At 71.8% G+C, this 15189-nt stretch carries 12 protein-coding genes; 5 read left to right on the top strand and 7 right to left on the bottom strand.

What is annotated here, in order from left to right; all coding sequences use genetic code 11:
- Positions 1-13 precede the first annotated feature (13 nt).
- The 5 genes from ACZ6KO_RS09300 to ACZ6KO_RS09280 form a co-directional block, all read right to left on the bottom strand.
- On the bottom strand, positions 14-967 hold the full coding sequence (locus ACZ6KO_RS09300) for a zinc metalloprotease (RefSeq protein ID WP_469303796.1): 954 nt from the start codon (positions 965-967) through the stop codon (positions 14-16).
- Between the two features lie 230 nt (positions 968-1197).
- Positions 1198-2805, bottom strand: a complete 1608-nt coding sequence (locus ACZ6KO_RS09295) for an alkaline phosphatase D family protein (RefSeq protein WP_469303794.1) — start codon at positions 2803-2805, stop codon at positions 1198-1200.
- Between the two features lie 231 nt (positions 2806-3036).
- Positions 3037-3831 (bottom strand): DsbA family protein, encoded by a 795-nt coding sequence (locus ACZ6KO_RS09290; RefSeq protein WP_469302180.1) that lies wholly within the window; start codon positions 3829-3831, stop codon positions 3037-3039.
- A 60-nt stretch (positions 3832-3891) separates the two neighbouring features.
- Positions 3892-4578: a hypothetical protein gene (locus ACZ6KO_RS09285; protein WP_469302178.1), complete on the bottom strand. Its 687-nt coding sequence runs from the start codon at positions 4576-4578 to the stop codon at positions 3892-3894.
- Positions 4579-4659: 81 nt separating this feature from the next.
- Positions 4660-5985, bottom strand: a complete 1326-nt coding sequence (locus ACZ6KO_RS09280; RefSeq protein ID WP_469302176.1) for a DUF2252 domain-containing protein — start codon at positions 5983-5985, stop codon at positions 4660-4662.
- Positions 5986-6156: 171 nt separating this feature from the next.
- On the opposite strand from ACZ6KO_RS09280, the gene dnaE reads away from it, so the two are divergent.
- Complete coding sequence (dnaE, locus tag ACZ6KO_RS09275; protein WP_469302172.1) at positions 6157-9696, top strand: DNA polymerase III subunit alpha; 3540 nt, start codon at positions 6157-6159, stop codon at positions 9694-9696.
- Positions 9697-9785: 89 nt separating this feature from the next.
- On the opposite strand, the gene ACZ6KO_RS09270 is transcribed toward dnaE, so the two are convergent.
- Positions 9786-9959, bottom strand: a complete 174-nt coding sequence (locus tag ACZ6KO_RS09270) for a hypothetical protein (RefSeq protein WP_469302169.1) — start codon at positions 9957-9959, stop codon at positions 9786-9788.
- A 195-nt stretch (positions 9960-10154) separates the two neighbouring features.
- Here ACZ6KO_RS09270 and ACZ6KO_RS09265 point away from each other — a divergent pair, with 195 nt between their 5' ends.
- The 4 genes from ACZ6KO_RS09265 (at position 10155) to ACZ6KO_RS09250 (ending at position 14265) form a co-directional block, all read left to right on the top strand.
- Positions 10155-11501: an NYN domain-containing protein gene (locus ACZ6KO_RS09265; RefSeq protein WP_469302166.1), complete on the top strand. Its 1347-nt coding sequence runs from the start codon at positions 10155-10157 to the stop codon at positions 11499-11501.
- A 154-nt stretch (positions 11502-11655) separates the two neighbouring features.
- Positions 11656-12684: an ABC transporter ATP-binding protein gene (locus ACZ6KO_RS09260; RefSeq protein ID WP_469302164.1), complete on the top strand. Its 1029-nt coding sequence runs from the start codon at positions 11656-11658 to the stop codon at positions 12682-12684.
- 95 nt (positions 12685-12779) lie between these two features.
- Positions 12780-13526 (top strand): ABC transporter permease, encoded by a 747-nt coding sequence (locus tag ACZ6KO_RS09255; protein ID WP_469303791.1) that lies wholly within the window; start codon positions 12780-12782, stop codon positions 13524-13526.
- 34 nt (positions 13527-13560) lie between these two features.
- The gene (locus ACZ6KO_RS09250; RefSeq protein WP_469302161.1) at positions 13561-14265 is read left to right on the top strand and encodes a hypothetical protein; all 705 of its coding nucleotides are present in this window, start codon (positions 13561-13563) and stop codon (positions 14263-14265) included.
- A 399-nt stretch (positions 14266-14664) separates the two neighbouring features.
- Here ACZ6KO_RS09250 and ybaK read toward each other — a convergent pair whose 3' ends face one another.
- Complete coding sequence (ybaK, locus tag ACZ6KO_RS09245; protein WP_469302155.1) at positions 14665-15168, bottom strand: Cys-tRNA(Pro) deacylase; 504 nt, start codon at positions 15166-15168, stop codon at positions 14665-14667.
- Positions 15169-15189 lie beyond the last annotated feature (21 nt).

The following is a 15189-nucleotide window of genomic DNA, read 5'->3' as shown; positions in this document are numbered from 1 at the left end:
GGGCCGCCCGGGGTCAGCTCGCGCGGTATGCGGTCCACATGCTCTTCATCCGGGACACCTGTCCGGCGGAGAACTGGTACATGCACGCGTCGTACGTGTAGTCCATGAAGTTGTGGATCGGGTCCACGCCGGACTTCGAGGCGCAGGAGTCGCGGCCGGTCGGGCACTCGTACGCGGCGGTCTTCTCGGCCGGGGTGTCGGCGACCGAGTCGCCGCTGCCGTTGCAGCCGCCCTGGAAGGTGTGGTAGAGGCCCATCCAGTGGCCGACCTCGTGGGTGCCGGTGTCGCCCTCGTTGTAGTTCGCGGAGGAGCCGCCGGGCAGCGAGGAGTTGAGCAGGACCACGCCGTCCATCTTCGGCTGCGAGGCGTAGGAGCTGGGGAAGGTCGCCCAGCCCAGCAGGCCGCCGCCGAGGTTGGCGGTGTAGATGTTCAGCGCGTTGGCGCCGCCCTTGCGCAGGGCGTTCTTCATGTCCTTCTCGGCCTGGGTGCCGTCGGAGAGGTTGTACCAGGAGGCGTTGTCCGTGTAGTCCGTCGAGACCAGCGAGAACTGGTAGCCGGAGTCGGCGTTGCCGGTGCCCTGGCCGCCGAAGGCGGAGTTGAGGACGGCGATCTGGTTGCCGACGTCCGTGGCCGTCAGCTTGCCGGCGCTGCCGGAGTGGATGACGTGGACGTACACGGGGATGGTGATGGCGGCGGCACCGGTCGCACCGGCGGCGCGCAGCCCGTCCAGCTTCTGGGGGGTGAGCTGGCCGAGCTTCTTCTTCAGGTCGGCGTCCATCGCCTTGACCTGGTCTTCCGTCACCTCGTTGGGCTCGGCCTCGTGGTGGCCCTTGGGCGCACGGGCGTTGGCGGCGGCCGGGGCGGGGGACTCGGCGCACTGCTCGGCCGGGGTCTGGGCCGCGGCGACGGTGGTGGGGGCGGACAGGGGGGCGAACGCCAGGGTTCCGGCCAGGGCGGCCGTACCCATCAGACGGCGGCGGAGCAGGGGGGATATGCGGGCGGAAGCGCGCACGTGAACTCCTCGCAAGCGTGGTGGGGGCGGAGGTTTTTCCTCACGCTGGCGCGAAGCTTATGTGTCTGTGACATGTATGGGTCAAGACCTGTATGTAAAAGATTTGTTGCCAGTGATGCAGTTGGGGCACCTGGTCTATGCCAAGGTGCCCCGGTCGCCGCAAAATTGACGGTACGTCAGTTCATTCAGCGGACGGGGCTGTAGACCCGCTCCACCTTCTGACTGCCGTTCGGCGTGCGGTACGAACGGCTCCACGCCGACGTCGCGTCCTGCTTCTTCTTGTCGGACACGACGTAGTAGTCCATCTGCGAGGCCTCGGCCGTCACGTTCAGGACGCCGTACCCGTGCGCGTCCATGTCCAGCCACTTCACGTGCCAGTTGGCACCCTTGATGGCCGCCTCGGCGACCAGCGAGGCGGTGTTCTCCGGCACGTGCAGGATGTCGTCGATGTTGTCGGAGGTCACCGACGTCACGACGAACTCGGTCGCGGCCGTGCCCGAGCCCGGGTACGTCGCCATGTTCACCGGGACCTCGTTGGCCCAGGCCATGTGGATGTCACCGGTCAGGAACACGGTGTTCTTGATGCCCCGGTCCTTGAGGTGGCCCAGCAGCTCCTTGCGGTCGTCGGTGTACCCGTCCCACTGGTCCACGTTGATCGCGAGGCCGCCCTCGGGCAACCCCAGAAGCTTCGACAGGGGCCCCAGAAGGTGCGCGGGCAGCGAGCCGAACGCCACCGGCGAGATCATCACCGAGGTGCCGACCAGCTTCCAGGTCGCGTTGGAGCTCGCCAGGCCCGACTTCAGCCAGTCCAGCTGGGCGCGCCCGGTGATGGTGCGCTCGGGGTCGTCCACCGAGCCCGAGCCGGTCTTGGCCTGCTGCGAGCGGAAGGAGCGCAGGTCGAGCAGGTGCAGGTCGGCGAGGCTGCCGAAGCGCAGCCGCCGGTAGCAGGTGCCCGCGATGGAGGGGCGGACCGGCATCCACTCGAAGTAGGCCTGCTTGGCCGCGGCCGCGCGGGCCGCCCAGTCGCCCTCGGTGCCCGGCGTGTGGTTGTCGGCGCCGCCGGACCAGGTGTCGTCGGCGAACTCGTGGTCGTCCCAGATCGCGACCACCGGGTGCGCGGCGTGCAGGGCCTGCAGGTCGGCGTCCGTCTTGTACGTGCCGTGCCGCAGGCGGTAGTCGGCGAGGGTGACGATCTCGTGGGCGGGCTGGTGTCGGCGCACGCCGTACTTCGCCTCGGGGTAGCCGCCGGCCTGGTACTCGTATATGTAGTCGCCCAGGTGCAGGATCGCGTCCAGGTCGGAACGGACCGCCAGGTGGCGGTAGGCCGAGAAGTAGCCGGCCTCCCAGTTGGCGCAGGAGACCACGCCGAACCGGACCCCGGGGGTGCTCGCGTCGTGGGCCGCGGTGGTGCGGGTGCGGCCGACGGGGGAGACGCTGCCGCCCGCCGTGAAGCGGTAGAAGTACGCGGCCTGCGGCCGCAGGCCGCGGACGTCGGCCTTGACCGTGTGGTCGGAGTCGGCGGTCGCGGTGACGGTGCCGCTCGCCACGATCCGGGCGAAGTTCTTGTCCTCGGCCACCTCCCAGCCGACCTGGGTGGCGGGTCCCCTGCCCGAGCCGGGTACGGCGTCGGGGGTCGGGGTCACACGGGTCCACAGCAGGACTCCGTCGGGCAGCGGATCGCCGGAGGCGACGCCGTGCAGGAACGCCGGGGCGTTCTCGGCCGCGTGCGCGCTGCTTCCCAGGGCAGTCGTCGCGGCGAAGGGTGCGAGCGCGGTGGCGGCAGCCGCGGCCATGACGACCGAGCGGCGGCGCGGCGCGGCACCGTAAGAGGGGAGTTGACTGGTCACGGGTGATCATATTACTGACGGGTACGCGTCGTAGAACACCCCTGCGAAAGCAACGGACGGACGAACTCTGGGAGTTCGCCCGTCCATTGGCGTAAATCGCTCGATTTCCGACCGGATTGCGGCAAGTCCGGCCGAGGCCCGGGCGGCGGCGCGCGCCGCCGCCCGCACCGGGCCGGTTCAGCCCGCGAGCGCCTTGTCGACGGCCTCCGTGAACGCCTGCGGCGTCTGCGGGGTGTCGATCTTCTTGCCGTCCATCTTCAGCGTCGGGGTGCCGGTCACACCGGACTCGCTGAACGCCTTGGACATCTCCAGCGCCCACCGGTCGTAGGTGCCGTTCTGCACGGCCGCCTTGAAGTCGGCGTTGTCCTTCAGCGCCGGGACCTGCTCGGCGACCTTGAGCAGGTAGTCGTCCTTGGCGAACTTGTCGTCGGTCTCCTTGGGGTGGTTCGCCGTCGAGTACAGGGCGCCCTTGTACTCCAGGAAGGCCTCGGGGCTGACGTTCAGCGCCGCGCCCAGCGCGCTCAGCGCGTTCTTCGAGCCCTCGCCCTTGGCCGCGTTGTCGATGAACGTCGCGCCGACGTACTGGAGCTTGAACTTGCCGGCCTCGACGTCCTTCTTGATCTGGTCGCCGACCACCTGCTCGAAGGAGGCGCACGCCGGGCAGCGCGAGTCCTCGTACAGCTCCAGGGTCTTCTTGGCCTCCGGCTTGCCGATGACGACGGTGGTGCCCTTGTCGCCCTCGGTGTTCTTCGGCTTGATCAGCTCGGCCTTGGCGGCCTTCTCCCAGACACCGGGCTCGCCGGCCTTGACGACCGCGAAGCCGATGCCGCCGGCCAGGGCGAGCGCCGCGACCACGCCGCCGGCCACGATGACCTGGCGGCGGGCCTTGTCCTTCTTCGCCTGCCGCTCGCGCTCGGCGCGCAGCTTCTCGCGGGCGGCTGCCTTGTTGGCCTGGCTGTTGCGTGCGCTCATGGTGTTCTCCGTGGGTGGTGCGGGTGAGGAATGAGGGGGACTGCGTCGTGCGGAAGGCGCTCAGCAGATGCCGAGCGCCCGCGCGGGCGGTCCCCGCCGTCCCACGGAGTGCGCCGGGAAGCGGGTCCGGGCCGCCGGGCCCGTCCGCCCCGCCGCGGCGGTGCGCCGGGCGGCCGCGGCCGGTGCGGTGCGCCGGGCCACCGCCAGCAGCAGCGGCCGGAACGCGAAGGCGGCCACCGCGCGCAGCAGCCGGCCCAGGGCCCGCTCACCGTGCCGCAGCCACAGCGCGGCCAGCATCCCGACCGAGACGTGGGCCGCCAGCAGCATCCAGGGCGTCCACGGCCCCGCCGAGGCGAGCAGCGCCGCCGGGTCACCGGCGGGCCCGGCCACCTCGGCCAGCGGCCCGCCCACCGGCGTGCCGCCGCACAGTTCCTCCAGGCCCAGCGCCCGCAGCGGACCCGACACGGGTCCGCCGGCGGGGCCGTAGCACAGGTGCTGACCTGCGGTGAAGGCCGTGTCGGCGGCCAGTTCCAGCGGCACCAGCAGGGCGGCGATCGGGGCGAAGCCCCGCTCCCGCCCGGCCAGCGCGTAGGCGATCGCGAAGACGCCGGCGAACGCTCCGGCGACCAGGGCGGGCGGCAGCGGCACCTGTGACATCAGCACGTGCGAGCCGGCCGAGAGCAGCACGACGAGCGCGCTGAACAGCGCGGCCCGCAGCCCCCGGATCCCTGCCTCTGATATGCCCATCGCCGCCGAGTGTCCCACGACTGCCTGTGAAAGGGGGCCTTCGGCCCCCTCGCACAGGTCACACCATGCCGCCGGCCGGCTTCAGCGGGTGAGCCTGCCGTTACGGAAGAGGTCCACGAAGATCTGGTGGTCGGCGCGGGCCCGCGCCCCGTAGGCGTGGGCGAAATCGACCAGCAGCGTCGCGAAGCCCTTCTCGTCGGCCGCGATCGCCGCGTCGATGGCCCGCTCGGTCGAGAAGGGCACCAGCGACTGCCCGGACTCGTCCGCGTCGGCGGCCGCGTGCATGGTCGCCGTCGCCCGGCCCAGGTCCGCGACCACCGCCGCGATCTCCTCGGGGTCGTCGATGTCCGACCAGTCCAGGTCCACCGCGTACGGGGAGACCTCCGCGACCAGCTGGCCGGCCCCGTCCAGCTCCGTCCAGCCCAGCCACGGGTCGGCGTGCGCCTGCAGGGCCCGCTGGGAGATCACCGTGCGGTGCCCCTCGTGCTGGAAGTACTCGCGCACCGACCGGTCGGTGACGTGCCGGGAGACCGCCGGGGTCTGCGCCTGCTTGAGGTAGATCACGACGTCGTTCTCCAGGGCGTCGCTGTGGCCCTCCAGCAGGATGTTGTACGAGGGCAGGCCGGCCGAGCCGATCCCGACGCCCCGGCGCCCGACGACGTCCTTGACCCGGTAGGAGTCCGGGCGGACCAGGGACTCCTCCGGCAGCGTCTCCAGGTAGCCGTCGAAGGCGGCCAGCACCTTGTAGCGGGTGGCCGCGTCCAGCTCGATGGCGCCCCCGCCGGCCGTGAAGCGGCGCTCGTGGTCGCGGATCTCGGTCATCGAGTCCAGCAGCGCGAACCGGGTGCGGGCGCGGGCCGCGCGCAGGGCCGCCAGCAGCGGGCCCTCGGCGGTGTCCAGGGTGAAGGAGAGCCCCTCCTCGTTCCGGTCGCCCGTCGCCAGGGCGTGGATCCGCTCGCGGTAGGCCTCCGCGTAGATCCGCACCAGCTCGCCGATCTGCTCGTCGCTGAGCGCCTTGGTGTAGCCGATCAGGGCCACCGAGGCGGCGAACCGCTTGAGGTCCCAGGTGAAGGGGCCGACGTAGGCCTCGTCGAAGTCGTTGACGTTGAAGACCAGGCGCCCGTGGGAGTCCATGTACGTGCCGAAGTTCTCGGCGTGCAGATCGCCGTGGATCCAGACCCGGCCGGTGCGCTCGTCCAGGTAGGGGCCGCCGTGCCGGTCGCGCTCCAGGTCGGCGTAGAAGAGGCAGGCCGTACCGCGGTAGAAGGCGAAGGCCGACGCCGCCATCTTGCGGAATTTGACCTGGAAGGCCGCGGGGTCGGCGGCGAGCAGCTCACCGAACGCGGTGTCGAAGACGTCCAGTATCTGCTCGGCGCGCTGCTCGTTCGTCGTCTCGGGGACCGCCATGGCGGGTGCCTCCTGGTGCACGGGCTGGTACAGGTTCTGACCGGCTGGACGCCGGGTGGGCCTTCCTGGTTCTGCAACGCCCGACGGTACCGCTCGGTGCCCGCGGACTGTCACCCGTGGGACGTAGGATTCATAGCTGCCGCCGCCCCCCACCGCCAGGAGCCACCCGCCGTGACCAAGCAGCCGTTCACGCACCTGCACGTTCACACCCAGTACTCGCTGCTGGACGGTGCCGCGCGGCTGAAGGACATGTTCAATGCCTGCAATGAGATGGGCATGACACACATCGCCATGTCCGACCACGGCAACCTGCACGGGGCGTACGACTTCTTCCACTCCGCGCAGAAGGCCGGCATCACCCCGATCATCGGCATCGAGGCCTACGTCGCCCCCGAGTCCCGGCGCAACAAGCGCCGCATCCAGTGGGGCCAGCCGCACCAGAAGCGCGACGACGTCTCCGGCTCCGGCGGTTACACCCACAAGACGATCTGGGCGGCGAACGCCACCGGCCTGCACAACCTCTTCCGGCTGTCCTCCGACGCGTACGCCGAGGGCTGGCTGACCAAGTGGCCGCGCATGGACAAGGAGACCATCAGCCAGTGGTCGGAGGGCCTGATCGCCTCCACCGGCTGCCCCTCCGGCGAGCTCCAGACCCGGCTGCGCCTCGGCCAGTTCGACGAGGCCCTGAAGTCGGCCTCCGAGTACCAGGACATCTTCGGCAAGGACCGGTACTTCCTGGAGCTGATGGACCACGGCATCGAGATCGAGCGCCGGGTCCGCGACGGCCTGCTGGAGATCGGCAAGAAGCTCGGCATCCCGCCGCTGGTCACGAACGACTCGCACTACACGTACGCGTCCGAGGCCGGTGCCCACGACGCCCTGCTGTGCATCCAGACCGGCAAGAACCTCTCGGACCCCGACCGCTTCCGCTTCGACGGCTCCGGCTACTACCTGAAGTCGACCGACGAGATGTACGCGATCGACTCCTCGGACGCCTGGCAGGAGGGCTGCGCCAACACGAAACTGGTCGCGGACCAGATCGACACCGAGGGCATGTTCACGTTCCGGAACCTGATGCCGAAGTTCGACATCCCGGAGGGCTACACCGAGGTCACCTGGTTCCGCGAGGAGACCATGAAGGGGATGCACCGCCGCTTCCCCGGCGGGATCCCCGAGGACCGCATGAAGCAGGCCGAGTACGAGATGGACGTCATCATCTCGATGGGCTTCCCCGGCTACTTCCTCGTGGTCGCCGACTTCATCATGTGGGCCAAGAACCAGGGCATCGCGGTGGGCCCCGGCCGAGGCTCCGCGGCCGGCTCGATCGTCGCCTACGCCATGGGCATCACCGACCTCGACCCGATCCCGCACGGCCTGATCTTCGAGCGGTTCCTGAACCCCGAGCGCGTCTCCATGCCCGATGTCGACATCGACTTCGACGAGCGCAGGCGCGTCGAGGTGATCCGGTACGTGACCGAGAAGTACGGCGAGGACAAGGTCGCCATGATCGGCACGTACGGCACCATCAAGGCCAAGAACGCGATCAAGGACTCCGCGCGCGTCCTCGGCTACCCGTACGCCATGGGCGACCGGCTCACCAAGGCCATGCCCGCCGACGTCCTCGGCAAGGGCATCCCGCTCTCCGGCATCCTCGACCCGCAGCACCCCCGCTACGGCGAGGCCGGCGAGATCCGCGGCATGTACGAGAACGAGCCGGACGTGAAGAAGGTCATCGACACCGCCCGCGGTGTGGAGGGCCTGGTCCGCCAGATGGGCGTGCACGCCGCCGGCGTGATCATGTCCAGCGAGCCGATCACCGACCACGTGCCCGTCTGGGTGCGGCACACCGACGGCGTCACCATCACCCAGTGGGACTACCCGAGCTGCGAGTCGCTCGGCCTGCTGAAGATGGACTTCCTGGGCCTGCGCAACCTCACGATCATGGACGACGCCGTCAAGATGGTGAAGGCCAACAAGGGGATCGACATCGACCTCCTGGCCCTCCCGCTCGACGACCCCAAGACCTTCGAACTGCTCGGGCGCGGCGACACCCTCGGCGTCTTCCAGTTCGACGGCGGGCCCATGCGCTCCCTGCTGCGCCTGATGAAGCCCGACAACTTCGAGGACATCTCCGCCGTGTCGGCCCTCTACCGGCCGGGCCCGATGGGCATGAACTCGCACACGAACTACGCCCTGCGCAAGAACAAGCAGCAGGAGATCACCCCGATCCACCCCGAGCTGGAGAAGCCGCTCGAAGAGGTGCTCGCGGTCACCTACGGCCTGATCGTCTACCAGGAGCAGGTGCAGAAGGCCGCCCAGATCATCGCCGGGTACTCCCTCGGCGAGGCCGACATCCTGCGCCGCGTCATGGGCAAGAAGAAGCCCGAGGAGCTGGCGAAGAACTTCACCATCTTCCAGGAGGGCGCCCGCAAGAACGGGTACACCGACCAGGCCATCCAGGCCCTGTGGGACGTCCTGGTCCCCTTCGCCGGCTACGCCTTCAACAAGGCCCACTCGGCCGCGTACGGCCTGGTCTCCTACTGGACCGCCTACCTCAAGGCCAACCACCCGGCCGAGTACATGGCCGGCCTGCTCACCTCGGTCAAGGACGACAAGGACAAGTCCGCGATCTACCTGAACGAGTGCCGCCGCATGGGCATCAAGGTGCTCCCGCCGAACGTGAACGAGTCGGAGTCGAACTTCGCCGCCCAGGGCGACGACGTGATCCTCTTCGGCCTCACCGCCGTGCGCAACGTCGGACAGAACGTCGTCGACTCGATCATCAAGACCAGGAAGTCCAAGGGGAAGTACTCCTCCTTCCCCGACTTCCTGGACAAGGTCGAGGCCGTCGTCTGCAACAAGCGCACCGTCGAGTCCCTGATCAAGGCCGGCGCCTACGACGAGATGGGCCACACCCGCAAGGGCCTGGTCGCCCACCACGAGTCGATGATCGACAACGTGGTCGCGGTCAAGCGCAAGGAGGCCGAGGGACAGTTCGACCTGTTCGGCGGCATGGGCGAGGAGGACAGCAGCGAGCCCGGCTTCGGTCTCGACGTCGAGTTCTCCGACGTCGAGTGGGAGAAGTCCTACCTGCTCGCCCAGGAGCGCGAGATGCTCGGCCTCTACGTCTCCGACCACCCGCTCTTCGGCCTGGAGCACGTGCTGTCCGACAAGACGGACGCCGGCATCTCCCAGCTGACCGGTGGGGAGCACGCGGACGGCGCCGTCGTCACCATCGGCGGCATCATCTCCGGCCTCCAGCGCAAGATGACCAAGCAGGGCAACGCCTGGGCCATCGCCACCGTCGAGGACCTCGCCGGCTCCATCGAGTGCATGTTCTTCCCCGCGACCTACCAGCTCGTCTCCACCCAGCTGGTCGAGGACACCGTCGTGTTCGTCAAGGGCCGCCTCGACAAGCGCGAGGACGTGCCCCGGCTGGTCGCCATGGAGCTGATGGTCCCGGACCTGTCCTCCGCCGGCACCAACGCCCCGGTGGTCCTGACCATCCCCACCGTCAAGGTGACCCCGCCGATGGTCACCCGCCTCGGTGAGATCCTCCGCCACCACAAGGGCAACACCGAGGTACGGATCAAGCTCCAGGGCCCGCGCACCACGACCGTCCTGCGCCTGGACCGGCACCGGGTCCAGCCCGACCCGGCCCTCTTCGGCGACCTGAAGGTCCTGCTCGGCCCGTCCTGCCTGGCCGGATGACACGCGAGGGTGCACCCGGCCCGCCGGGTGCACCCTTCTTCCGTACCGCTCTCACACGCCCGCGCACGGGCCCGTGACGTCCCGGCCGGTCAGTTGTGGCCGAACTTCTTTTCCTTGCGCTTGTGCGCCATGTCCATCGGACTGGGCGACGAGGGCGAGGACGACGAAGACATCGACTCGGTCTCCGACGAGCCCTTGGACGGCTCCTGCGCGGAGCGGGGCTGCTGCTTCGCGGGCTGCTGGCGGTTCTTGTTCTTGGCCATGGTGGAACCTCCGTGAGGGTCTAGGGGCCAGGACCGCCTTCACCCTCACATGTCATCACACACCGCGCATTTTGGATCTTTACTGTGCGTAGCCGGTAGAACCGCGAGATCCGCCACGCCGGTGATCGAGTTCCGGCCGTCAACGCCCTTACGGTCGGGCAGACTCGGGGAACCAAGACCGCTCCCCGAAAGAGGGTGGAACGCGTGGACCGCTGCGTCGTCCTGGTGGACGCCGGCTACCTGCTGGGCGCCGCCGCGAGCCTTCTGGCAGGGGAGCCGTCCCGCTCCCGCATCACCGTCGACCACGCCGCCCTCATCCAGGGCCTGCGCGAGCGGGCCGAGGCGGACACCGAGCAGCCCCTGCTGCGGATCTACTGGTTCGACGGTGCCCCCGACCGGGTGCCGCAGCCCGAACACCGGCGGCTTCGCGTCATGCCCCGGGTCACCGTCCGGCTGGGCGCCCTCACCCGCAGCGACGGCCGCTGGGCCCAGAAGGGCGTGGACGCGGCCATGCACGCCGAGCTCACCGAGCTGGCCAGAAACCGCGCCTGTTCGGACGTGGTCCTGGTGACCGGGGACGGCGACCTGCTGCCCGGGCTGATGTCCGCCAAGGAGCACGGGGTCGCCGTCCACCTGTGGGCCGTCCAGGCCGCCGACGGCGACTACAACCAGTCCGAGGACCTGGTCGCCGAGGCCGACGAGCGCCGCGTCCTGGACCGGGCCTGGATCACCCGGGCCGTCCGTGCCAAGGACCTCGCGGGGATCTGCCCGCCGCCGCCCGCGCCCCGGCCGGAGATCGCCGCGATCCTCTCCGCCCCGCTGCCGGAGGCGGCCCTCGCCGAGGCCGCCCGCAACGGAGCGGCCGCCGCCCCCGTCGGACCCGGTGCCGCACCCGGCCCCGGCCACGGTGCCGGCCCCGGCGGGGGCGCCCCCGCCGGTCCCGGCACGCCCGCCGCCGCGCACCCCGACGGCGTCCCCGTACCGGCCCCGGCGAGCGCCGGAAAGACCACCGTGCCCACCCCCAAGGACCTGGCGGGCCTGCGGGCCCCCGGGCAGGCCGCCGCGCCGGCCCCGCACAACGGCCAGGCCCCGGCGGGCAGCGCCCTGCGCTGGTCCTCCGACCGGGGCTGGGTCGACCGGGCCGGCCCGCTCGGCGAACCCGCCGAGACGGCCTCCCTGCCCACGCTGGCCCAGCTCACCAGCGCCGAGCAGCGCTGGGCCGACCGGGAGGAGGACATCACCACCGTCGGCGGCGACCCCTTCGAGGTCGGCCAGGTCTTCGCCCGGCGCTGGATGGAACGCCTGCCCGAGACCGTCCACCTGACCAGACTGGCCACGCTCTACCCGCGCATCCCGCACCGCATCGACGGCGAGCTGCTGCGCTACGCCGCCCGGTTCGGCCTGCTCGCCCACAAGGACGACCAGATCGACGAGCACGACCGCTATGCCATCCGGGCGGGGTTCTGGCGGGAGATCGACGTCCGCGCGGCCGCCGAGCACGTCGCGCCGCCGGCCACCGCACCGGCGCCGTTCGCCGAGTAGGGCCGGGCGGGAGCGGGGTTCCCCGGCCGGGCGCGCGGGGCTCTCGCGGCCGCGTGCGCGGGGGCCCTCGCGGCCGCGTACGGGGGGCCGCCCGCGCCCGGCGCGGGCGCCCCGGGCGCGGGGACCGCGCGGCAACCCCGTAGGCTGCTCCCTCGTGAGTACGGGCACAGCACAGGCGGGGCACACCGCGTCAGGGGCCACGGCCGACGCGGTCTGCGTGGTGCGTGACCTCGTCAAGACCTACCCCGCGGTGCGGGGCGGGCGCGGCGCCCCGGCCCTGCCCGAGACCCGGGCCACCGACGGGATCTCCCTGGAGGTCCGGCGCGGCGAGATCTTCGGACTGCTCGGCCCCAACGGCGCCGGCAAGTCCACGCTGGTCCGCCAGCTGACCGGGCTGCTGCGGCCCGACGCGGGCTCGGTGACCCTGCTCGGCCACGACCTCGTACGCCACCCCGAGCGGGCCGCCCGGCTGCTGGCCTACCTCGGGCAGGAATCCACCGCCCTGGACGAGCTCACGGTGGCCCTGGCCGCCGAGACCACCGGACGGCTGCGCGGACTGGGCGCCCGCCGGGCGCGGGCCGAGCGGGACGATGTACTCGACGAACTCGGGCTGACGGCGATCGCCGGACGGCCGCTGAAGAAACTCTCGGGCGGGCAGCGGCGGCTGGCCTGCTTCGCCGCCACCCTGGTGGGCGAACGGCCGGTCCTGGTCCTCGACGAGCCGACCACCGGCATGGACCCGGTGGCCCGGCGGGCGGTCTGGACGGCCGTCGACCGCCGCCGCGCCCAGGGCGGGGCCACGGTGCTGCTGGTCACCCACAACGTCATCGAGGCGGAGACCGTCCTGGACCGGGTCGCCGTCGTCGACCAGGGCCGCATCATCGCCTGCGACACCCCCGCCGGGCTCAAGGCGCGGGTCTCCGACGAGGTGCGCCTGGAACTGGTGTGGCGCGAGAAGCCGCCCCTGGACGTGCCGGAGGTCGCCGCCCTGGCGCCCCTGGCCACCGAGGCCGGACGCAAATGGGTGCTGCGCATGGGGCCCGACGAGGCACGGGCGGCGGTGGCCGCCGTGACCGGCGGTCCGGCGTTCGCCGCACTGGACGACTTCACCCTGGCCACGCCCAGCCTGGAGGACGTGTACCTGGCCCTGGGCGGCCGGACGAAGGGGTTGGTGAAGGCGTGAGCGACCGCTCGACCGCAGCCGTGGCCGAAGCCGGGACGCCCACCGCGGCCACCGGCGCCGCGGACGGAGCCCCGGGGAGCGGCGGGGCGGCCGCGCTGGCGCCGCGCGCCCGGCTGTTCCCGGCCCTCGCGGCCGTCTACCGCGCCCAGCTGTCCCGCGCCCGGGTGGCGCGGATCCCGCTGCTCTTCGTGGCGACCTTCCAGTCGGTCGGGATCATGATCCTGATGCGCGGGGTCGTGGACGACGGCACCGAGGCGCGGGCGGTCGTCGCCGGCTCCTCCGTCCTCGTCGTCGCCTTCGTCGCCCTCAACCTGCTCGCCCAGTACTTCGGGCAGCTGCGGGCCGGCGGCGGGCTGGACCACTACGCCACCCTGCCGGTGCCGCCCGCCTCGGTCGTGCTGGGCGCGGCGGCGGCGTACGCGTCGTTCACGCTGCCCGGGACGCTGGTGACGGCGGTCTTCGGGTGCGTGCTGTTCGGGCTGCCGATGGGCGGACTGTGGATCCTGCTGCTCGTCGTCCCCCTGGCGGGGGCGGCGCTGGCGGGCCTGGGCGCCGCGCTCGGCCTGCTGGCCCCGCGCCAGGAGCTGGCCACACTGGCCGGGCAGCTGGGCATGTCGGCGGCGCTGCTGCTGGGCGTGCTGCCGCCCGAGCGGATGCCCGACGTGATCGTGTGGGCGCGGGACGCGCTGCCGTCGACGTACGGCGTGGAGGCGTTCGCGCGGACCTTCGCGCCGCAGCCGGACTGGGCGGCGGTCGCCCTCGACCTGGGCGTGTGCGGTGCGGTGGGCGTACTGTCGCTGACGGTCGCGACCTGGGCGTACCGGCGGGCGGCGGTCCGCTGACGCCCGTCCCGGCGCCACCTGGCACGATGTGGGGGTGAGCGAAGCCATGACCAAGTCCGGCGGGTTCGAGCCAGAGCCGGAACGGGATCCGCAAGCGGGACACGGACCCGGCGACGGGGACGGGCAGGAGCCGGTGCCCGTGCCGGCGCCCGGGCCCGGGCCCGGGCCGGAACCGGAGAAGATCACCCCGGCCGACATCCGGGACGGCGCGGCCGTCGCCCTGGCCGTCGGGGTGTCCGGTGTGCTGCTCGGACTGCTGTGGGTGTGGCTGGCGCCGCGGATGCAGTTCGTCTCCAACGGGCAGATCGTCTTCCTGCGGGACACCGAGAGCGAGGCCCGGATCGGGGCCGACGGCACGTTCTTCCTGCTGTCGGCGGGGCTGGGCGTGCTGAGCGCGGTCGCGACGTTCCTGTGGCGCCGGCGGGGCGGTGTGCCGCTGGTCGTCGGGCTGGCGGTCGGATCGTGCTTCGCCGCGCTCGTCGGGTGGCGGCTGGGGATGTGGCTGGGTCCCTCCGGGGACGTGGCCGGGGCGGCGGTCCGGGCGGGCAAGGGGGTGCCGTTCGACGCGCCGCTGCAACTGCTGGCGCACGGGGTGCTGCTGGCGTGGCCGATGGCCGCGGTGGCCGTGCACCTGGGCCTGACGGCCCTGCTCACCCCCCGCGACCCGGCACCCGCGCCGGCCTGGACGGCCCCGTACCCGCCCCCGCACGTCCACGGCGGCCCGGACCCGGACCGGTGACCGTGTAACCGGGCGCCCGCCCCCGCGCCTCAATGGCCGGCGAGGCTTCAAGCCCGGGGGCTCCGCCCCCGCACTCCCGCGCCTCAATCGCCGGCGAGGCTGGAGTGGTGCCCGGCGGCGCTGGAGGGGTGCCCGGCGGTGTCGGACGGTCCTTGGCGGACGCTGGGTGACTGCCGCGGGGCTGGGGTGCCGCGCAGCGGCATGTCCAGCCCGCGCGGCGTTTGAGCGCACGGGCGCGGAGCGCACGTATGGGGGTGCGGGGGCGGAGCCCCCGTTCTTTGAGCCCCGCCGGCGATTGAGGCGCACCGATCCAGCCCCGCCGGCGTTTGAGGCGCGGGGCACGGGGGCGGAGCCACGTTCACCCAGCCTCGTCGGCCATTGAGGCGGCGTGGACCGGGGTCAGGGGCGGGCGATGGGGGCTACCACCGCTGACGTGAGCGTCGTCAGGTCCGATGGGGACAGTTCGACCTCCAGGCCCCGGCGGCCGGCCGAGACGCAGATCGTGGCGAACCCGGCCGACGACGCGTCCAGCACCGTCGGCAGCCGCTTGCGCTGACCCAGCGGCGAGATGCCGCCCCGGACGTAGCCCGTCGTCCGTTCCGCCAGCGCCGGGTCCGCCATCGCCGCCCGTTTGCCGCCGACCGCCGACGCCAGCGCCTTGAGGTCCAGCGAACCCGACACCGGCACGACGGCCACGGTCAGCCGGCCGTCGACGTCCGCGACCAGGGTCTTGAACACCTGCTCCGGCGACACCCCGAGCGCCTGCGCCGCCTCCTCGCCGTACGAGGGGTGCGCCGGATCGTGCTCGTAGGCGTGCACCGTGTGGGCGACCCCCGCCGCCGTGACCGCGTTCAGCGCCGGCGTGGCAGCGGCAGCGGCGGCCGCCTTCGACTTCTTCGGCACGGTTCGAGTTCCCCCTCGGTT

The organism is Streptomyces sp. NPDC042102 (genome assembly GCF_055582305.1).
Note: the sequence above shows the minus strand (reverse complement) of the source record. Positions and strands in the feature narration are given on the sequence as shown.